Annotated in this window: 11 protein-coding genes and 1 pseudogene; 3 read left to right on the top strand and 9 right to left on the bottom strand. The window is 76.2% G+C overall.

All coding sequences use genetic code 11. The features are described 5' to 3' along the window. Nucleotides 1-94 precede the first annotated feature (94 nt). Nucleotides 95-1063, top strand: coding sequence for an epimerase (locus ACQP6G_RS19030; RefSeq protein ID WP_429766821.1), 969 nt, complete (start codon nucleotides 95-97; stop codon nucleotides 1061-1063). A gap of 87 nt (nucleotides 1064-1150) precedes the next feature. Beyond that, the gene (locus ACQP6G_RS19025; protein WP_429766671.1) at nucleotides 1151-2398 is read left to right on the top strand and encodes an NAD(P)/FAD-dependent oxidoreductase; all 1248 of its coding nucleotides are present in this window, start codon (nucleotides 1151-1153) and stop codon (nucleotides 2396-2398) included. Nucleotides 2399-2421: 23 nt separating this feature from the next. Here ACQP6G_RS19025 and ACQP6G_RS19020 read toward each other — a convergent pair. From ACQP6G_RS19020 to ACQP6G_RS18995, 6 genes and pseudogenes are all read right to left on the bottom strand, one after another. Continuing rightward, nucleotides 2422-3839, bottom strand: a pseudogene (locus tag ACQP6G_RS19020) (UDP-glucose dehydrogenase family protein). After that, a complete protein-coding gene (locus ACQP6G_RS19015) occupies nucleotides 3836-6484 on the bottom strand; it encodes a phosphotransferase (protein WP_429766669.1) in 2649 nt (882 codons plus the stop codon). The pseudogene ACQP6G_RS19020 and the gene ACQP6G_RS19015 overlap by 4 nt, the downstream one beginning before the upstream one ends. Continuing rightward, nucleotides 6477-8264 carry an ABC transporter ATP-binding protein gene (locus ACQP6G_RS19010; protein WP_429766667.1) on the bottom strand — a complete coding sequence of 596 codons (1788 nt, stop codon included), beginning with the start codon at nucleotides 8262-8264 and terminating at the stop codon, nucleotides 6477-6479. Before ACQP6G_RS19010 ends, ACQP6G_RS19015 begins: the two co-directional genes overlap by 8 nt. After that, nucleotides 8257-9522: a glycosyltransferase family 4 protein gene (locus ACQP6G_RS19005; protein WP_429766665.1), complete on the bottom strand. Its 1266-nt coding sequence runs from the start codon at nucleotides 9520-9522 to the stop codon at nucleotides 8257-8259. The genes ACQP6G_RS19010 and ACQP6G_RS19005 overlap by 8 nt, the downstream gene beginning before the upstream one ends. Then, nucleotides 9519-10775: a glycosyltransferase family 4 protein gene (locus ACQP6G_RS19000; RefSeq protein ID WP_429766663.1), complete on the bottom strand. Its 1257-nt coding sequence runs from the start codon at nucleotides 10773-10775 to the stop codon at nucleotides 9519-9521. Before ACQP6G_RS19000 ends, ACQP6G_RS19005 begins: the two co-directional genes overlap by 4 nt. 10 nt (nucleotides 10776-10785) lie before the next feature. After that, nucleotides 10786-12093, bottom strand: coding sequence for a glycosyltransferase family protein (locus tag ACQP6G_RS18995; RefSeq protein ID WP_429766661.1), 1308 nt, complete (start codon nucleotides 12091-12093; stop codon nucleotides 10786-10788). Between the two features lie 139 nt (nucleotides 12094-12232). Here ACQP6G_RS18995 and ACQP6G_RS18990 point away from each other — a divergent pair, with 139 nt between their 5' ends. After that, nucleotides 12233-13615, top strand: coding sequence for a DUF4232 domain-containing protein (locus tag ACQP6G_RS18990; RefSeq protein ID WP_429766659.1), 1383 nt, complete (start codon nucleotides 12233-12235; stop codon nucleotides 13613-13615). A gap of 34 nt (nucleotides 13616-13649) precedes the next feature. On the opposite strand, the gene ACQP6G_RS18985 is transcribed toward ACQP6G_RS18990, so the two are convergent. The 3 genes from ACQP6G_RS18985 to ACQP6G_RS18975 form a co-directional block, all read right to left on the bottom strand. After that, a complete protein-coding gene (locus ACQP6G_RS18985) occupies nucleotides 13650-14270 on the bottom strand; it encodes a hypothetical protein (protein WP_429766658.1) in 621 nt (206 codons plus the stop codon). Further along, nucleotides 14267-16249 carry a LamG-like jellyroll fold domain-containing protein gene (locus ACQP6G_RS18980; RefSeq protein WP_429766656.1) on the bottom strand — a complete coding sequence of 661 codons (1983 nt, stop codon included), beginning with the start codon at nucleotides 16247-16249 and terminating at the stop codon, nucleotides 14267-14269. Before ACQP6G_RS18980 ends, ACQP6G_RS18985 begins: the two co-directional genes overlap by 4 nt. Before the next feature lie 153 nt (nucleotides 16250-16402). Then, on the bottom strand, nucleotides 16403-18253 hold the full coding sequence (locus ACQP6G_RS18975) for a cytochrome c biogenesis protein DipZ (protein WP_429766655.1): 1851 nt from the start codon (nucleotides 18251-18253) through the stop codon (nucleotides 16403-16405). Between the last annotated feature and the right edge of the window lie 71 nt (nucleotides 18254-18324).

Raw genomic sequence — 18324 nt, 5'->3', positions numbered from 1 at the left:
AGATACTGATCTCGATCGGCAACGGCGTCGCCATGCAGGCCCACGGCGGAGAGCCCGGCGTCGACAGCGTGCTCGAGGTGCGGAAGGGATGACGATGCGCGGACGCGCGGTGGTCGCGGGCTGGAACGGGTTCATCGGGCACCGGCTGGTGGCCGACCTGACGAAGCGTGGGTACGACGTCGCCCGCGTCGGGCGCACCGGTCCCGAGGCCCGCTGGGGCGACCCCGCCGCGCTGGCCGCCGCCGTCGACGGCGCCGACCTGGTCGTGAATCTCGCGGGCAAGAGCGTCGGCTGCCGGTACACCGAGGCGAACCGCGACGAGATCCTGCGCTCCCGGGTCGCCACCACGCGGGCGCTGCACGAGGCGATCGCGGCGGCCGCGGCGCCCCCACGACTGTGGCTCAACGCGAGCACCGCCACCATCTACCGGTACGCGGCGGACCGACCGCAGACCGAGTCCGACGGCGAGCTCGGCACGGGCTTCTCCGTGGACGTCGCCCGCAGCTGGGAGCGCGAGCTCTTCGCCGGCGACCTGCCCGGCACGCGCCGCGTGGCGCTGCGCATGGCGATCGTGCTCGGCGGGCCGGCGTCCGACCTGCTGGCCCGGATCGCGCGGCTCGGCGTGGGCGGGCCGCAGCACGACGGCTGGTGGTTCCCGCACCGCCGCTACCGCGGCATCGGCGACGAGCCGACGGGCGGCCCGTTGCCGGTCCACCGCTCCGGCGGCCGGCAGAGGTTCTCATGGATCCACGTCGACGACGTGCTCGCCGCGATCCGGTTCCTCGACTCCCACGACGAGCTCGCCGGGCCGGTCAACCTGTCCTCGCCGCACCCGAGCGACAACCGCAGCCTCATGGCCGAGCTGCGCCGCGCCGTCGGCATGCCGGTGGGCCTCCCCACCCCGCGCTGGCTGCTGGAGCCCGCGCTGTGGGCGCTCCGCAACGAGTCCGAGCTGGTGCTCAAGAGCCGCTGGGTGCTCCCGGAACGGCTGACCGCCGCCGGCTTCGAGTTCTCCTGGCCGCAGATGCGGCCCGCGATCGCCGACGTCGTCGGGCAGCGCTGACGCGTCCGGGCGGAGGGTCGCCAGCAGCGCGGAACTGTGGCACCGTCGGCCTCGGCAGCCCTCTTCCCCGCTGGTCAGGAGCCCACCATGCCCGCGTCGTCCACCGCACCCGTCGTCGTCGTCGGAGGCGGCCTGGCCGCCGCCAGGGCTGTGGAGGCCGTCCGGGAGCAGGACGCGGACGTCGACCTCGTCGTCGTCACCTCCGAGGGGCACCGCCCGTACGAGCGCCCGCCTCTGTCGAAGGACTACCTGCGGGGGCAGGCGGAGCCGGACGTCATCTACCCGCTCAAGGCGGGCTGGTGGGACGACCACGCCATCGACCTGCGCACGCTCACGACCGTCGTCGACCTCGCCCCGGCCGACCACGAGGTGACGTTCGCCGACGGCTCCACGCTCGGCTACTCGAGGCTGCTGCTCGCGACCGGCTCGACGCCCCGCGCGCTCCAGGTGCCGGGCCGGAGCCTCATCGGCGTGCACACCCTGCGGACGGTCGACGACGCGGACCTGCTCGCCGGCCTCCTGCTGCCCGCGTCGCTCGAGGGCGAGGGCAAGGTCGTCGTCGTCGGGGACGGCTGGATCGGCACCGAGGTGGCGGCGTCCGCCCGGATGCTCGGCCTGGACGTGTGCCTCGTCGGCCAGACCGAGCACCCCCTCCAGGCCACGCTCGGCCCGGAGCTCGGCTCTTTGTACGGGCGGGTGCACGACGAGCGCGGCGTCGTGCGCCACCGGGGCGACGTCGTCGCGTTCACCGGGGAGTCCGGGCGGGTCAAGGGCGTCGAGCTGGCCGACGGCACCCACCTGGAGGCCGACCTCGTGGTGATGGGCGTGGGCGTGACGCCCAACGTCGGCATCGCGTCGGCCGCGGGCATCGAGCTGCGCTCGCGCGACCTCGGCGGCGGGATCGTGGTGGACGGCACCTTGCGCACCTCGGCGCCCGACGTCTTCGCCGCCGGCGACATCGCCTCCGTCCCGTCGCCGCACTACGGCCGCCCGCTGCGCGTGGAGCACTGGGCCGTGGCGCAGGACACGGGCGCGCACGCCGGCCGCGCGATGCTCGGCGACGACGCCGCCTACGACGTCCTCCCCTACTTCTTCAGCGACCAGTACGACGTCGGTATGGAGTACAAGGGTTTCGTCGACCCGCGCGCCGGCGACACCGAGGTCGTGATCAGCGGCTCCGTCGACGACCGCGAGCTCATCGCGTTCTGGCTGCGCGACGGCGAGGTGCAGGCGGGCATGGCCGTCAACGTGTGGGACCGCATGGACGACGTCGAGGAGCTCATCCGCTCCCGCCGGCAGGTCCCCCGCGCCGAGCTGGAGGCGTTCACGGGCTGACGTCCCGTGAGCGTCTCTGTCCGTCAGGAAGACGGAGTCGAATCCTGACGGACAGGGACGCTCGCGGGGCCGACGGCGGGGCGGCCGAGGGCGCGCACCCGCCAGCCGGCGGCGGCCCAGCGGTCGGCGTCGAGCGCGTTGCGACCGTCGACGACGACGCGGCGCGCGGGCTCGAGGGCCGCCGGGTCGAGGTCGCGGAACTCCTGCCACTCGGTGAGGTGCAGCACGAGGTCGGCGCTGGCGACCGCCTCCTCGACGGTGTCCGCGTAGCCCAGCGTGGGGAAGGTGCGCGCGGCGGTGGCGTTGGCCCGCGGGTCGTGCACGCGCACGTGCGCCCCCTGCAGCTGCAGCTGGGCGGCGACGTTCAGCGCGGGCGAGTCGCGCACGTCGTCGGTGCCGGGCTTGAACGCCGCGCCCAGGACGGCGACGCGGCGCCCGAGCACGCTGCCGCCGCACTCCTCGACCGCCAGCGCGACGGTGCGCGACCGGCGCCGCATGTTGATGGCGTCGACCTCGCGCAGGAACGTCAGCGCCTCGTCGACGCCCAGCTCGCCGGCACGCGCCATGAGCGCGCGGATGTCCTTGGGCAGGCAGCCGCCGCCGAACCCGAGGCCCGCCGACAGGAACTGGTGCCCGATGCGGGCGTCGTGCCCGATCGCGTCCGTCAGCGCGACGACGTCGCCGCCCGCCGCGTCGCACAGCTCGGCGATCGCGTTGGCGAACGAGATCTTCGTGGCGAGGAACGCGTTCGCCGCCACCTTGACCAGCTCGGACGTGGCGAGGTCGGTGACGAGGAACGGCACGCCGGCGTCGACGACGGGCGCGTACAGCTCGCGCAGCGCCTTCTCGTGGCGCGGGTCGGTGACGCCGACGACGATCCGGTCCGGTCGCAGCGTGTCCTCGACGGCGCTGCCCTCGCGCAGGAACTCCGGGTTCCACGCGACGCCCACCTCGACGCCCGCGGGGGCGAGGCGGTCGGCGAGCGCCTGCAGCCCGCCGGCCGTGCCCAGGGGACGGTGGACTTGCCGACGAGCAGCGCGTCGCCGCGCAGGTGCGGCACGAGCGCGGCCACGGCGGCCTCGACGTGGCTCGTGTCCGCGGCCATCGAGTCCCGGCGCTGCGGCGTGCCGACGCACACGAAGTGCAGGTCCGCGAACGCGGCCGCCTCCGCCGGGTCGGTCGTGAACCGCAGGCGCCCGGCGGCGGTGTGCCGCTCGACGAGCTCCGCCAGCCCGGGCTCGTAGAACGGCAGTCGGCCGGCGGCCAGGTCGGCGATCTTCGCCGGGTCGGTGTCCAGGCCGAGCACGTCGTAGCCCAGCTCGGCCAGGCACGCGGCGTGCGTCGCACCCAGGTAGCCCGTGCCGATCACGGTGACGCGCGCGGGCTCGGGCACGGCGGTGTCGGCAGCGGTCGCGGCGGTGGTCGTGGTGGCGTGCGTCATCGGTCCTCCAGGGTGAGCAGGGCGGGCTCGAACGGCAGGGTCCGGTCGAGGTCGGTCAGGAGTGCGCCGGGCACGTCGCGGGGCGCAGGTCGGAAGGCGTACACCGCGGCGAGGCGGGCGCGGGCGGCGGTCGCCCAGGCCCGCAGCGCGGCCGGGTCGGAGCCGGTGCCGTAGCCGTAGCCGTCGACGACGGCGCGGGCCACGCGGGCTGCGCGGGCGGGCGGGCACAGGCCCTGGTGGGCGCGCAGCTCGAGGTGCACGAGCAGGTTCGCCAGGTCGAGCGCCGGGTGCGCGACGGCGGCGAGGTCCAGGTCGAGCAGCCCGACGCGCACCCCGTCCCCGGGCACCGCGTCGCTGTCGACGTGCACCAGCAGCTGCTTGTCGTGCAGGTCGCGGTGCGTGAGCACCGCGGGCGCCGCGGGGGCGGCGGCCAGCGCGGCGCGCACCCGCCGGACGACGGCGTCCGCGGTGGCGTCCGTCGTCGCGCCGTGGGCGGCGGCCAGCCCCCACCAGCGCGCGACGACCGCACCCTCGGCCACGGCGTCATGCGCCGCGACGCCCGACGACGGCGGCGCGTCCTGCAGCCGCCGCAGACCGCGCCCCACGGAGCGCCCCGCCTCGTCGAGCACGGGGTCGGGCACGTGGGGCTCGCCCAGCAGCTCGTGCAGCGTGCGCCCGGGCAGCGCGGTGGTGGTGACGAACCCGTCGCCGCGGCCCACGACCTCCGGGGTGGCGAACGCCGACGACGGCACCGCCACGTCCCCGGGCTCCCGGCCCCGGCGGGTCACCTTCGTGTACGTACCGGCGGGGTCGCGCACCACACCGCGCCGGCCCGAGCGGTGCGCGACGAGCGTCGCGCCCTCCCGTACGCGCGCGGCGAGCGACGGCAGGTCCGGGTCGGCGCCGTCGGGCTGGAGCACCAGCCCGCCCCCGGCGACCTCCCGCGCCCGGGCGTCCACCCGGGCGGCGAGGCGCGCTGCCGTCCGCACGTCGGCGTCCCAGCGGCCGGCGACGACCCGGCCGTCGGCCTCGGTGCCGACCACGAGCAGGCGGTCCGCGCGCCGCGGGACGACGGCCGAGAGCCGCCGGCCGTCGTCGGCGAGGACGTCCGCCAGCTCGCACGCGACCGGCGCGTACCGGATCCGCTCCGCCGGCGGGACCGTGCCGTCCGGCGCGGTGGACGTCGAGGGGATGGCGGGCGGTGCAGGCACGGCGGGCGCCCCGGCCGTGCTCGCGGCGGTCCCGGCGCGGTGGCCGCTGCGCGACGCCGCGGCGTCGAGCACGTCGCCGAGGTCACCGCCGGCGCCGTCGAGGACGTCGCGGGCGAGGCCGACGAGCCGCGCGGTGCGGCCCGCCCAGCCCGTCTCCCGGCGACGGAACGGCTCGGTGGCGCGGCGCAGCAGGTGCGCCGCGGTCGCGTGCCGCAGCGCGGTCCGGTCGGGGGCCGGCGCGCCCGCGTCGTCGCGCCCCGCGAGGACGGCGGCGAGCCGGGCGTCCGCCGTCGGGACCCCCTCGTGCGCCCGGACGAGGCTCGCGGCCAGGGACCCCAGGTCGTCCTCGGGTGCGCCCCACCGTGCGGCGTCGCCGTCGACGAGCCAGAGCGCGCCGGAGGGGTCGCGCACGAGCTGGTCGAGCGAGAGGTCGCCGTGCAGCGGGACGGCACGGCCCGGGACGACGGACAGGTGCTGGTCGAGCGCGTCGGCCAGCGGCCCGACCGTCTCCGTGAGCCAAGGCAGCAGGCCCGCGACCGCGTCGGCCACGGGCCGCAGCTCGCCCCGGGCGAGGTCACCCCGCGCGGGCCGCGGCGGCATCGCGGTGGCCGACCCGTGCAGCGCCGCGACCGCCGCGCCGACGTCGTGCAGCCCGGCGTCGCCGAGCACGCCCGCGGCGTCGAGGGCGTCGAGCGGGTCGCCGTCCACCCAGCGCGTCACGACGACCCCGCGGCTCTCGTCGTGCGCCAGGACCCGCGACGCGGGCACGCCCGCCGCGGCGAGCAGCCCGTACCCGGCGACGGCGCGCGACACCGCCGTCGGCCGCACCAGGCGCAGGAGGATGTCGTCGCCGCCGTCCGTCGCCACGTGCAGCACCGCGCGCCGCTCCGGGTTGTGCCGCACCAGCCGGACCGTCGCGTCCGGCCCGGCGCCGTCCGGTCCGAGTCCGTCCGACCCGACGCCGGGCAGGCCGAGGTCGGCGAGCATCGCCGACGCACCGCCGCGAGCGAGGAGCCGGGCACCGGGCAGGTCGCGGTCGGCCGCCCAGCCGGTCACGACCAGCCCGGCGTCCGCGTCCGCCAGCACGACGTCGTCCGGCGCGGCGCGGCGCAGGGCCTTGTCGAGCTTGGGACGGGCGTGGTCGGCGTAGGCGCGTACGAGGAGGTCGCGCGGGGCGCCGACGTCGGGCACCCACCGCGCGGCGAGCAGGCAGCTCGTGCCCGGCTTGTAGCGCAGGTAGGGCCGCGTCACCACGCCCGACGTGCCGGTCGCCGTCGCTATCCGCCGCGCCAACGTCGCCGGGTCGAGGAGGTCGGCCAGCGCGGGCACGGCCGGGTCGCGGGCGACCAGCTCACGGTCGGCGACGTGGTCGGGCAGGCGGACGACTGCACCGTCCATGGTGCGACCGGGCGTCTCGATCAGCCGCTCAGTCACGCCCCACCCCCGCGGGGGCGGCCGCGCCGAGCACGGCGTCGGGCGGGCCGGACGCGACGATCCGCCCCGCGTCGAGCCGCACGACGCGGTCGCAGTCACGGGCGGCGTCGAGGTCGTGCGTCACGACGAAGGTGGTGCGGCCGCGGGTGAGGCGGCGCATGGCGTCGACGACCTCCCGCTCGGTCTGCTCGTCGAGGCCGGTCATGGCCTCGTCGAGCAGGACGACGGGGGCGTCGAGCATCGCGGCACGCGCGATGGCGATGCGCTGCCGCTGCCCGCCGGACAGGGTCGCGCCGCGCTCCCCCACGACCGTGTCGTAGCCGTCGGGCAGGGCGGTGACGAAGTCGTGCGCGCCCGCGACGCGGGCGGCGCGCTCGACCTGCGCGTCGGTGGCGTCGGGGACGGCGGCGGCGATGTTCTCGCGCACGGTCCCCCGGAACAGCACGCTGTCCTGCAGCACGACGGCGACCGACTGCCGCACGCTGCGCAGCGTGAGGTCGCGCAGGTTGTGTCCGTCGATCCGCACGACGCCGGAGTCGGGGTCGCGCAGGCGGGACAGCAGCGAGACCAGGCTGGACTTGCCGGCCCCGGACGTCCCGACGACCGCGACCCGCTCCCCCGGCCGCACCGCGAGGTCGAGCCCGCGGAGCACCGGGTGGCCGGGCACGTAGGAGAACCACACGTCCTCGAACCGCACGTCGCCGCGGGCGTCGCGCAGGGGCCGGGCCCAGCTCGCGTCGACCACCTCGGGGCTGCGCTCCAGCACCTCGACGACGCGCTCGCTCGACGCGCCGGCCTGCGCGATGCGGCCGGTGTACTTCGCGATGTCGCGCATCGGCTTGAACGCGGCCTTGAGGTAGGTGAGGAAGACGGTGAGCTCGCCCGGGGTCAGCGCGCCGTCGAGCACGCGCTGCGCCCCCACGTAGAGCACGACGGCGGTCGCGAGGCCGACCAGCACGTCGGTGGAGCGCTCGAGGCCGGCGGACAGCCGCTTCGCCTTGACCCCCTCGCGCAGGGAGGACGTGTTGGACCGGGCGAACCCGGCACGCATGCGGTCCTCGAGCGAGTACGCCTGCACCACCTTGACGGCCGCGAGCGACTCGGTGGCCAGCGACGCCAGCTGCCCCTCGGCCTTGCGCTGGTCGCGCGAGACGTGCCGGATGCGCCGCGACAGGCGGCCGCTGGTGAGCAGGAAGACGGGCAGGACGACGAGCATCACGAGCGCCAGGACCGGGTCGAGCACCGCGACCACCACGACCATGCCGACGAGCGTCACGACGTTGCCCAGCATCGGCAGCATCGCGGTGACCGACACCTCCTTGAGCCGCCCGACGTCGCTGGTGAGCCGGGTGACGAGGTCGCCGGTGGTGGAGCCGTCGTGGAACCTCAGGCTGAGCCGCTGCAGGTGGTCGTACAGGTCCGCGCGCACGCCCGTGAGGACGCGGTTGCCGGCCAGCGCGAAGCACACGGTCATGGCGTAGGCGGCACCCGCCCGCAGCAGGACGACGACGAGCAGCGACCCCGCGGCGAGCGCGATGACGAGCCCGAGGTTCGCGGGCGCCGGCCCGGCGACGCTCGACCCGGTGGCCGCGACGATCCCGTCGACCACGTACTTCAGCGGCCACGGCTCCAGCAGCCGCATCGCGACCTCCGCGAGCAGCGCCAGGCCGCCCAGCACGAGCAGCCTTCGCTCGGGCCGCACGTGGTGGCGCAGGTGCGGCCAGAACCGGCGGAACGACCGGCCGGCCGCCCGCACCGACCGCTGGCGACCCTCAGCCACGGCGACCACCCCCGGCGCTGGAGCCGGCCTCGGCAGGCTCGACCGACGAACGGGTCTCGACGAGCTCGACCGACGGGACGAGCCCGGGCAGCTCGACCCCGGCGAACCCCAGCGCACGGCGCACGACGGCGGACCAGTCGTGCCGCTCGACGGCGACCTCCCGGGCTCGGGCGCCGAGCGCGGCGCGGCGATCGTCGTCGTGCGCGAGCGCGACGATGGCGTCGGCGAGCGCCGCAGCACGACCCGGAGGCACGAGCACCCCGGCGTCCCCGTGCTCGAGCGCGTCGGGCAGCTCGCCCACCGCGCTCGCCACGACCGGCAGCCCGGCCGCCAGGTACTCGTAGACCTTCAGCGGCGAGAAGTAGAAGTCGTCGAGGGCGGGGTACGGCGCCACGGCGACGTCGGCCCGGTGCAGCAGCGCGGGGACCTCCGACGGCGCGACGGCGCCCGCGTGCTCCACGGCGTCCGCGACCCCGAGCGCGTCGGCCCGGGCGAGCACCGCCTCGCGCTCGGGACCGTCGCCGACGAGAAGCAGGCGTGCGTCGGGCACGCGGGCACGCACGCCGGCGAACGCGTCGATCAGCACGTCGAGGCCGTGCCACGGCTTGAGGGTGCCGACGAACAGCACGGTGAACGCCGTCGTGTCCTGTCGACCCCAGCACCGACCCGCGGCCGGAACGATCCGCCCGGTGTCCACCCCGTTCGCCAGCACGTGGACCTTCTCCGGGTCCTCGCCGGCGCGATCGGCCGCCCAGGCCGCGACGGGGCCGCTCACGGCGACGACGGCCGTCGCGGCACCGACGGCCGCGCGGACGCAGCGCTCGGCGGCCGCCTCGTCGACGAGCTCGCGGTGCGTGCGCTGCTCGGCGACCAGCGGCGCGTTCACCTCGAGCACGCTGGGGACGCCGTCGTCGGCGGCCCAGGCCGTGGCCGCCGTGCCCCAGAGGGAGTAGCGCTCGTAGACGAGGTCGATCCCGGCCCGCTCGTGCAGCGCGTCCAGGAGGTCGCCGACCCGGGCGTCGGCGTCCTGCAGGGCACGCTCGCGGCCGGCGGTGGAGCCGGTCGGCGCCACCGGCACGCGGTGGACGACGACGCCCCGGAGGTCGTCGGGGGTGTCGTCGCCGGGGCGCGTCGTGACGACGTGCACCTCGGCGCCGGCACGCACCAGCTCGCGCAGCACTGCCTGGACGTGCACCGACGCCCCCTTGCGGCCGAACACCGGGACGCCCGGGTCGGAGCTCACGTACGCGACCCTCATGCCGCCCTCCCCTCCGCGGCGGGTGCCGCGCTCTCCAGCACGTCCAGCAGGCGGCGGGACGTGCCGACGACGTCGAACTCGGCCTCGATGCGGGCGCGCGCACCGTCGGCGAGACGGGCTGCCTCGCCAGGGTCGTCGAGCAGGGCGCCGAGCGCCGCGGCGAGCGCGGGGGCGTCGCCGGGCGGCACGAGGCGGCCGGTCTCGCCGTCGCGCACCGCCTCGGGGATGCCGGTGACCGGCGTCGAGACGACGGGGGTGCCGAGGGCCATCGCCTCCAGCAGGACCGTGGGCAGGCCGTCGCGGTTGCCGTCGGCGCCGAGCACGCACGGCGCGGCGAAGACGGCGGCGCGGGCGACGACGTCACGCACCCGGTCCTGCGGCAGCGGGCCGTGGAAGGTCACGTGCTCCGCGCCGTCCCGCAGCAGGCCGAGCACGGCGGCGCGGTCACGCAGCTCGGCCTCCTCCGGCCCGGAGCCGACGAGGTCGAGGTGCACGTCGCGGCCGGCCGCCACGAGGAGGGCGAGCGCGTCGAGGAGGTCGCCGAAGCCCTTCTTCTCGACGAGGCGCCCGACGGCGCACACGCGCCCGGGCCGTCGCGGCGCCGTCGCGCGGGCGTACTCGTCGAGGTCGAGCCCGTTGTACACGCGTACGACGGCGTCCGCGGCGGGCCCGTAGGTGTCGCGCAGGTAGGCGAGGTTGTGGTCGCTCACGGTCACGACGGCGCGCGCGTCGGCGAGCTTCGTCCGTAGGTCGGCCGGGTTGACCGACTCGTGGAAGATGTCCTTCGCGTGCGCGGTGAACGTGTACCCGATGCCGAGGACGGCGGCGGCGAACCGCGCGACCGTGGTCGCGACGGACCCGAAGTGCGCGTGCAGGTGCGTCAGGCCGGCGTCGTGCGCGGCGGACGCGACCCACAGCGCCTGCACGGCGTCCTCCGGGTCGGCGGCGAGCAGGTCCGCGAGCACGGAGGCGGGCAGGCTGCGCAGGTCGAGCCGGTCGTGGGCCTCCGCGAGCGCCGACCACGCGTCCGACGCGCGGGTCGCCCGCGGCACGAACCGGACCGGCGCGGCGACGTCGGCCAGCGCCGCGTGGAAGCGGGTGTCGACGGGGGCGCGCAGGGAGAAGATCTCGATCTCCACGCCGCGGCGCTCCAGGCCGCGCACCTCGTTGACGATGAACGTCTCCGAGAAGCGCGGGTACATCTTGGTGACGTAGCCGACGCGCGGGGTCGGTGCCGTCGTCGAGGGAGTCATGGGGGTCGTCTCAGGCCGTGGCACGGTGCTCCTCCTCCTGGTCCTGCGGGTGCGGGGTGGCTGCCGCCGGGCGGGCCGGGGCCTCGTCCCGGTGGGCGAGCCGGTCGACGAGCGCGTCGACGAGCTCCGGGACGCGCGACAGCCCGTCGAGGTCGACGTCGACCTCGGGGCGTCGGGGCGCGTCGTCGACGGCCGTGCGGGCGAGCCATGCCCCGACCCGATCGGGGGTGATCGCGCCGACGAGGACGTCGAGCAGCCCGAGGTCGGCGAGCCGACGGGCCCGCACGAGCTGCTCGGCACGAGGGTGCGTGCGCGGCACGACCAGGCCGGGGCGGCCGGACGCCAGCAGCTCGCACACGGAGTTGTAGCCGCCCATCGTCACGACGGCGGCTGCGCCCTCGATCAGGGGCACGACGTCGCGCACGAACGCGTGCACCTCGAGGTCGTCGCGGCCGGCGGCGACGGCGTGCAGCCGATCGCGCGCCGCCTCGGGCAGGTAGGGCCCGGTGACGAGCACGCCGCGGTGGCCCGGGGGCAGCGGCGCGGCGGCGAACGCCTCCGCGAGCGCCGCGCCGTCCTGTCCGCCGCCGACGAGGCAGAGGACGTAGGGGTCGGCGCTCGTGGGCGCCGGCGTCCCGACGGTGCGGCCGCGACCGAGGTAGCCGGTGGAGGTGGTGGACGCGCGACCGCGACCGAGGTAACCGGTGAACACAGCCCGGGCGGCGACGTGCTCCGGCAGGGCGTACTCGGTGAGCGGGTCGTAGACGCGCGCGTCGCCGTACACCCACACCTCGTCGAAGAACCGCTCGATCACCGACGTGCTGCGCTGCTCGCGCCACTCGCGGACGGCGACCTCGGGGGTGTCGAGCACGTCGCGCAGCCCGAGCACGCACGCGGTGCCGCCCTCCGCGCGCAGGCACCGCAGCGCGGGCAGCAGCTCGCCGCCGACGCCGAGGGGCACCTTGTCCACCACGAGCACGTCGGGGCGGAAGGCGGCGAGCGCGCCGTCGATCACCCCCGCGCGGACGCGGACGACGTCGTCCAGCGTGCCGGCCCAGGTGCGCGGACCGTAGCCGCGGTCCGGGTCCTTGCCGACGCGCGGCAGCGTCACGACCTCCGTGCGCTCCGGCAGGGGCAGGCTCGTCGCCTCCCGCGCGCCGGACAGGAGGAGGACGTCGACGTCCGGGTCGGCGTCCACCACCGCGCGCGCCAGCAGCGACGTGCGCCGCACGTGGCCGAGGCCCTGCGTGTCGTGGGAGTAGAACGCGACCCGGCGTCGCGCCGGGAGCTCGGGTTCGACCGCTGATATCTGTCGCACCCTGGCAACCCTGCGGAGGTTGCCTGAGTCACGGATGAGGCGACCATGAGGGGGTTCTCATCCGGAAGGGCGCAGCATCTGCACAGAGCACGCCCAGGTCCGCCGCTCGTCCGCGCGGGAGGTCTGGCACGCTCCCGTCGTGACCCGACGACGCACGTCCGCCCTGGTGGCGGCGGTCATCCTGTTGGCCGGCACCGCGGCGCTGCTCGCCGTCTGGCGCCCGTGGGACCCGGTGCCCGACGAGCTGCGTGCGACAGCACGCCAGGTCGCCCACCTCCCCGGCGTCGTCACCGCGGAGGTCACCGACTACGAGGTGGTCTTCCGCGACGCGAAGGACGGCGACGTCGCCCTCGTCACCCTCGAGGTCGAGCTCGACGGTGGGCTCTCCCCCGAGGCCGCGAGCGCGGCCGCGTCGCAGGCGGACGACGCCGTCGCGGAGACGCAGGTCGACGGGGTGCGCACGCTGTCCCGCACGACGACGGTCCACGCCGGCGACCCGCGGACCGTGCACGGCGTCGAGGTCTATCCGCTGACGGCGTGGGTGACCGAGGACGGCGACGTGTCCTCCGTCGCGGACGCCGTCGTCCTCCGCCGCGCGGGCGCGACGACGGTGAGCGGCGTCAGCGCGGAGGCGGCCGACGGAGAAGGGCTCGTGCGGCTGGCGGAGGAGGCCGCGGAGCACAAGATCGCCGCGTCGCTCGGCACCGCCGACGACGCCGTGCGGTACGACGCCTCCGGGCGCGTCCCCGTGGTGGCGGCCGCGCGGCTGGCCGTCGACGCGGCCGGACGGCCGGGCGTGGCGTCGGTCGTCGTGCACGCGGGGTTCCCGGAGGGAACGGCGACGGCGGACGACTCGGCGCTGACGCTCCAGGTGGGTCTGGACGGGCCGACGTCGTCCCCCGAGGCGGACGACGTCGCGCGCTGGCTCGACGACCCGGCCCGCGACGCCGGCGGCCGCCACCTCGCGTACACGCTCACCGAGCCGGGCTACGCCGCGCGCGTCGACGGCTGGGTCGCGGCCGCGCCGCCCCCGACGCCCGAGGAGCACACCGTGCCGCTGCCCGCGGGCGTCGGGGCGTGGCCGGACGACGACGACGCCCCGGCCTGCGCGAGCGACGATCTCCGCCTCACCCTCGGCACACCGGACGCCGCGGCCGGCGGCCGGTATCTCGCCGTGCTCGCCGAGAACGTGTCCGAGCGGCCGTGCGCCCTCGACGGCGTGCCGCGGCTGACGTTCCGGAACGCCGACGGCGAGCCGCAGGACGACGTCACGGCCGAGCCCGCCGCACCGGGCGTCGTCCCGGGCCGCGTCGTCGTGCCGGTGGGCGAGCGCGCGCTGGCGACCGTGCAGTGGCGGGCCATGTCGGCGGCGAACGACCCTGACGTCACCACGACGGTGGACGTCGTCGCCGTCCCGGACGGAGATCCGGTCCCGCTGACCCCGACCGCCGAGCTCGACGTGCTCGACGGCGCCGAGGTGCGCGTCGGCCCGTGGGCGCAGGGGGCGGAGGGCTGGTCGTGAACGGCGCCGCGGCCCGCCAGGCGGGGTGGTGGGCTCAGTCCCCGCACAGCTCCGCGACCTCGGCCCGGAACTGGTCGGACCCGAGATCGAGGTCGCTGATCCACAGCATGTGGCCGAGCTGGAGATCCGAATTCCGGGCGATCCCGAGCGACCGGACGCGGAGCGGCGCGTGCTCGATCCCCGTGCGGCTGCTGACCGCGGCGCCGTACCGCATGTCCGCGTCCATGGGGCCCCACGGCCCCACGACCCACATGGCCACCTCACGCCCGGGCGGGATCTCGACCTCGGCGGTGGTGTCCGCCTCGGGCGGGGGGCCGTCCGCCGGGTCGCGGAACCCGTAGTCGTCCCGCGGGTCGGCTGCCACGGCGTCGAACCGGAAGACGTCGGGCAGCAGGCTCGTCACGGTGATCGGCCAGCGCGCGTCGTTGCGGACGGTCTGCACGACGGCGACGTCCTGGTCCGCGGCGAAGAGCGCCCAGAGGCCCTCGTCGGGGTACGTGCACTCGTCCGTGAATCCGGCACCCGTCGAGGACACCGACCCGAGCTCCACGCCCGCGCTCGCCGACAGCCCCCACCACCCGCCGAGGGCCGCGGCCGCCAGCACCGCCGCGCCGACGACCGCGACGGTCGAACGCCGGACCCGCCGCGTGCTCACATCGCCCCGAAGCACCAGCGCCGGATCTTCGACTCGTCCTGCACGGAGTCGAGCACGCGGACGCCGTCCACGGCGCCGCGCCAGGCGCCGCCGCCGACGGTGACCGGCCCGGACGGCGCGGCCGTGAGCGGCCCCGCCTGCGCCCGACCGGACCGTACGGGCGCCCCCATCCCGGTGAGGGAGCAGGTCCACAGGTCGACGGCGCCCGTCGCGGCGTTCCGCGTCCCCGCGAGGAAGACCCAGCTGCCGGGCTCGGGGGCGACGCCGGACACCGCGGTCGTCGACGTTCCGCCGTCGCCGGTGGCGACCGAGAACGCCCAGCAGGTGCCGGTCGCCGACGTGCAGGAGTCGTCGGCGACGGTGCCGAGCGTGAAGCCCGGCCGTCCGTCATCCCCCTGCGTGACGACGGACGCGGTGACGCCGTCGGCGTCGGGCCGCACGAACGCCGCCACGGTGACGTTGCCCGCCGCGTCGACGACGGCGCCGTCGGTCGCCGCCACGTCGGAGTCGGCGTCGAAGGTCAGCGCGCCGTCGCCCAGGACGCCCCAGGGACCGGGCGACCACAGGTCCGTGCCGGACAGGGTGAGCGCGTTGCCGCCGCCGAGGGTGCTGCCCGCCGTCGTCCCCGCGAGCTCGTCGAACCACCAGGTCGCACCGCGTGCCACGGGGTACGCGACCACGAACCGGTACTCCCGCCGCGGGCCCACGTTCCCCGCGGCGTCCACCGCCTGGGCGTACAGGATGGTCGGGCCGGCATAGCTCGGCGTGAGCTCGACGACCTCCCCCGGCTGTGCGCGGTCGAACAGGGCGTCACCCACGGTCGAGTACTGCACGTAGGCCACGTCGTCGGAGCCCGGCACGTCGAACCGGAACCCGCCGGTCATCCCGACCCCGCCCGCGGTCCGGTCCTCGAGGTAGACGGCGGGGTACCCCTCGACCGGCGTGACGACGGTCTCGCCGGGGGCCGTCACGTCCACGCTCAGCTCGCAGCCGACCGGCTCCGTGAGGCCGCCGCTCGGCAGCACCGCCTGCGCCGACCACCCGTACGTCCCGCCCTCGGCGAGGACGCCGTCCGGGACCTTGACGGAGTGGGTCGCCCCGGACGCCTGCGGCGTGGTCGGGGCCGACCGCCACAGCTCGTCGCCCGTCGCGAGGTCGCGCACGGCGAACTCGGCGCTCATCGAGGACGGGAACGGCTCGCGCGCGTTGGAGAGCTCGGCCACCAGGGTCGGGGTCGTCGAGCGGACCGCCGGGCGGTCGTCGCCCGCCGCGCACGACGTCTCCGGCCGCATCGTGCCCAGCGCGACGACGGTGTCCGTCGCCCGCAGCTCGACGGTCAGGGTCGCGTCGGGGCCGAAGGCCGCCCGGCCGCAGCCCCGACAGTCCTCGTCCGCGGCGAGGCCGAACGCCAGCGGGTCGCCGGAGCGCACGGCCTGCCCCACGGCCCGGGTGACGTCGACCTCGACGCGCCGGTCGCCGCCGCACCCCGCGCCCTTCAGGTCCGCGCCCGTCGAACGCCAACCGGGTGTCGAGGCGGCCCACGTGGTCGCCGCGGTCACGGCCGGGACCGCGTGCACCCGGACGTCGTCGACCCCGCACGCCTGGTCGCGGCCCACCGGGAGCGACAGCGTCGCGGCGACCAGCACTCCGTCGGCCAGCGCGGCCGGGTCGCCGAGGTCCCCGAAGTCGTAGGCCACACGCTGCACCCCCCGCGCAGGGCAGCCCCGCCCGCCCTCGCCGACGCACCGCCCGACGACCCGGTCGCCATCGAACCCGACGCCGGCCGTGCTGGTCGGGGCGCCGCTGCGCAGCGCCGTCCACGCGCGCGGGCCGGACTCGAGGACCACCCGCCCGCTCGGGACCTCCGTCGTCTCGAGCCGTGGTGCGGCACCGGGTGAGGCCGTCGCCGTCGTGGCGCCTCCTGTCAGCACGAGTCCAGCAAGGGCGAGCGCTGCCAGGAGCTGACGTCGTCGAACCACCGTTGACCACCGTTCGTCGTCCTCGACGCGACCCGTGCAGGTCGCCCGGACCGTCTCATCCCGGACAAGTCCGACCGAAAGGTAGCGGATCCCGTCGCCTCAGCGAACCGCAGGACCTGTTTTTCACCCGCTCGCACCGACTTCGTGCCGTCCTCAGCCGAAGGTGAAGGTGTAGACGGCGACGCCGTCGGGCACGTCGAGCTCCACGATCCCGTCGGTCGGCCCGTCGCCGCGCAGCACGTCGTACAGCGTCGGGTTGCCGGCCACGTCGATCTCACGCTCGGCGCGGACGCTGCCGTCGTCGGCGAGCACGCGGGCGGTGACCGTCCCCTCGCCGCCGAGGACGCTGAACACGTCGGTCGAGCGGTACGCGAGCCGCAGGGTCGCGTCGTCGGAGGCTGCGGTCGCCCCCTGGAAGTCGACGTCCCACGTGCCGCCGAGGGAGAAGGTGTCCCGCGGCTGGTCGTCCGGGTGGGCGAACACCTCCCGGCCGGAGCCGTACTCGGGCGAGCCCGAGTAGTTGAACACCTTGTTGAGGGCGAGGTAGGTCTCCGGCGTCGTCTCCTCGCCAGGCGTCGTGTCCGCGACGTCGGTCGCGGGCGGCAGCTCGACGTCCGGGTCGGCGGCGCGCAACAGGTCGCGGACGTGCTGCTCGGTGACGTCGTAGCCGCCCTCGCCGTGCTTGATGTAGCGGACGGTGCCCTCGGCGTCGATCAGGTACTCCGCCGGCCAGTACCGGTTCCGGTACGTCGTCCACGTGGAGTAGGAGTTGTCCTGCGCGATCGGGTACTCGACGCCCAGGTCGCGGGCGCCGGCGACGACGTTGCGTGTCTCGCGCTCGAAGGCGAACTCCGGCGTGTGCACCCCGATGACCTCGAGACCGGCGTCCTCGTACGCGTCGTACCAGGCGCTCACGTGCGGGATGGCGCGCTGGCAGTTGATGCAGGAGTACGTCCAGAAGTCGATCAGCACGACCTTGCCGCGCAGATCCGCGAGGTCGACGGGGGCCCCGTCCTCGGTGTTGAGCCAGTGCGTGATGCCCGTGAGCGGCGGCGCCGTCCCGCAGTCGGCGAGCTCTGTCGACCCGTTGGAGCAGTTCGACAGCTCCCGGTTGGCGTCGGTGACGATCCCGCCCAGGTCCAGCGCGTCCTGCACGGACGCGTTCTCGTCCACCCGCTGCTGCAGCGCACCCGTGTAGTCGGGCAGGGCGCGCTGCAGCTGCTGCGGAAGATTCAGCGCCAGGGCCCCCGCGAGCAGGATGACGACGACACCGCCCGTGACGCGGATACCGCGCTGGTGGCGGCGGAAGGCCGACACCCGCTCCGCGACCCGGCGCCCGGCCAGCGCGAAGACGAGCAGCGGGATCGCGGCGCCGACGGCGAACGACACCGTGAGGACCACCGTCCCCGGCCCGATGTCGCCCGTCGCGCCCGCGACCGTGATCGCCGCCAGCACCGGCCCGGCGCACGGGACGTAGAGCACCCCGAGCCCGAGGCCGAGCAGGAACGCGCCCCGGTCCTGGCCGGCCGCGCGGCGCGACCCCAGCGACGCGAGCCGCAGGAAGGGGCGCTCCAGCACCTCCTCGAACCGCGGCACGATCATCCCGACCCCGAGGGCCGCGAGCAGCACGATGCCGACCCAGCGCAGCAGGTCCTGCGGCAGCCCGAGGGCGCCCAGGACCAGCGAGCCCAGCAGCGTCATCGCGCTGAAGCTCAGCACCAGGCCGGCGATCACGAGGTAGGGGCGCCACGACCGCGCACGGGCGGCGCGGGCGGGCCGCTCCGTCAGGTCGACGGCGGCTCCCCCGCCCGTCGGCGCGACGCCCGTCTCGACCTGCCCGCCCGCGCCGGTGCGGACCGCCGTCGGCACGTCGAACCGCAGCGCCGGTTCGCGCGCGCCCTGCACCCCGCCGGCGAAGAAGATCACCGGGAGCATCGGCAGGATGCACGGCGAGATGCCGGTGATGAGGCCACCGAGCAGGCCGATCAGGACCAAGGTCTCCATGACCGTCGTTCGGAACCGCGGGGCCGGCGGATGGGATCGCAGACGACACCCATCCGGCGCGGCGCCCGCTC

It is taken from the genome of Isoptericola nanjingensis (genome assembly GCF_050311635.1).
GTDB classification, from domain to species: Bacteria; Actinomycetota; Actinomycetes; order Actinomycetales; family Cellulomonadaceae; genus Isoptericola; species Isoptericola nanjingensis.
Note: the sequence above shows the minus strand (reverse complement) of the source record. Positions and strands in the feature narration are given on the sequence as shown.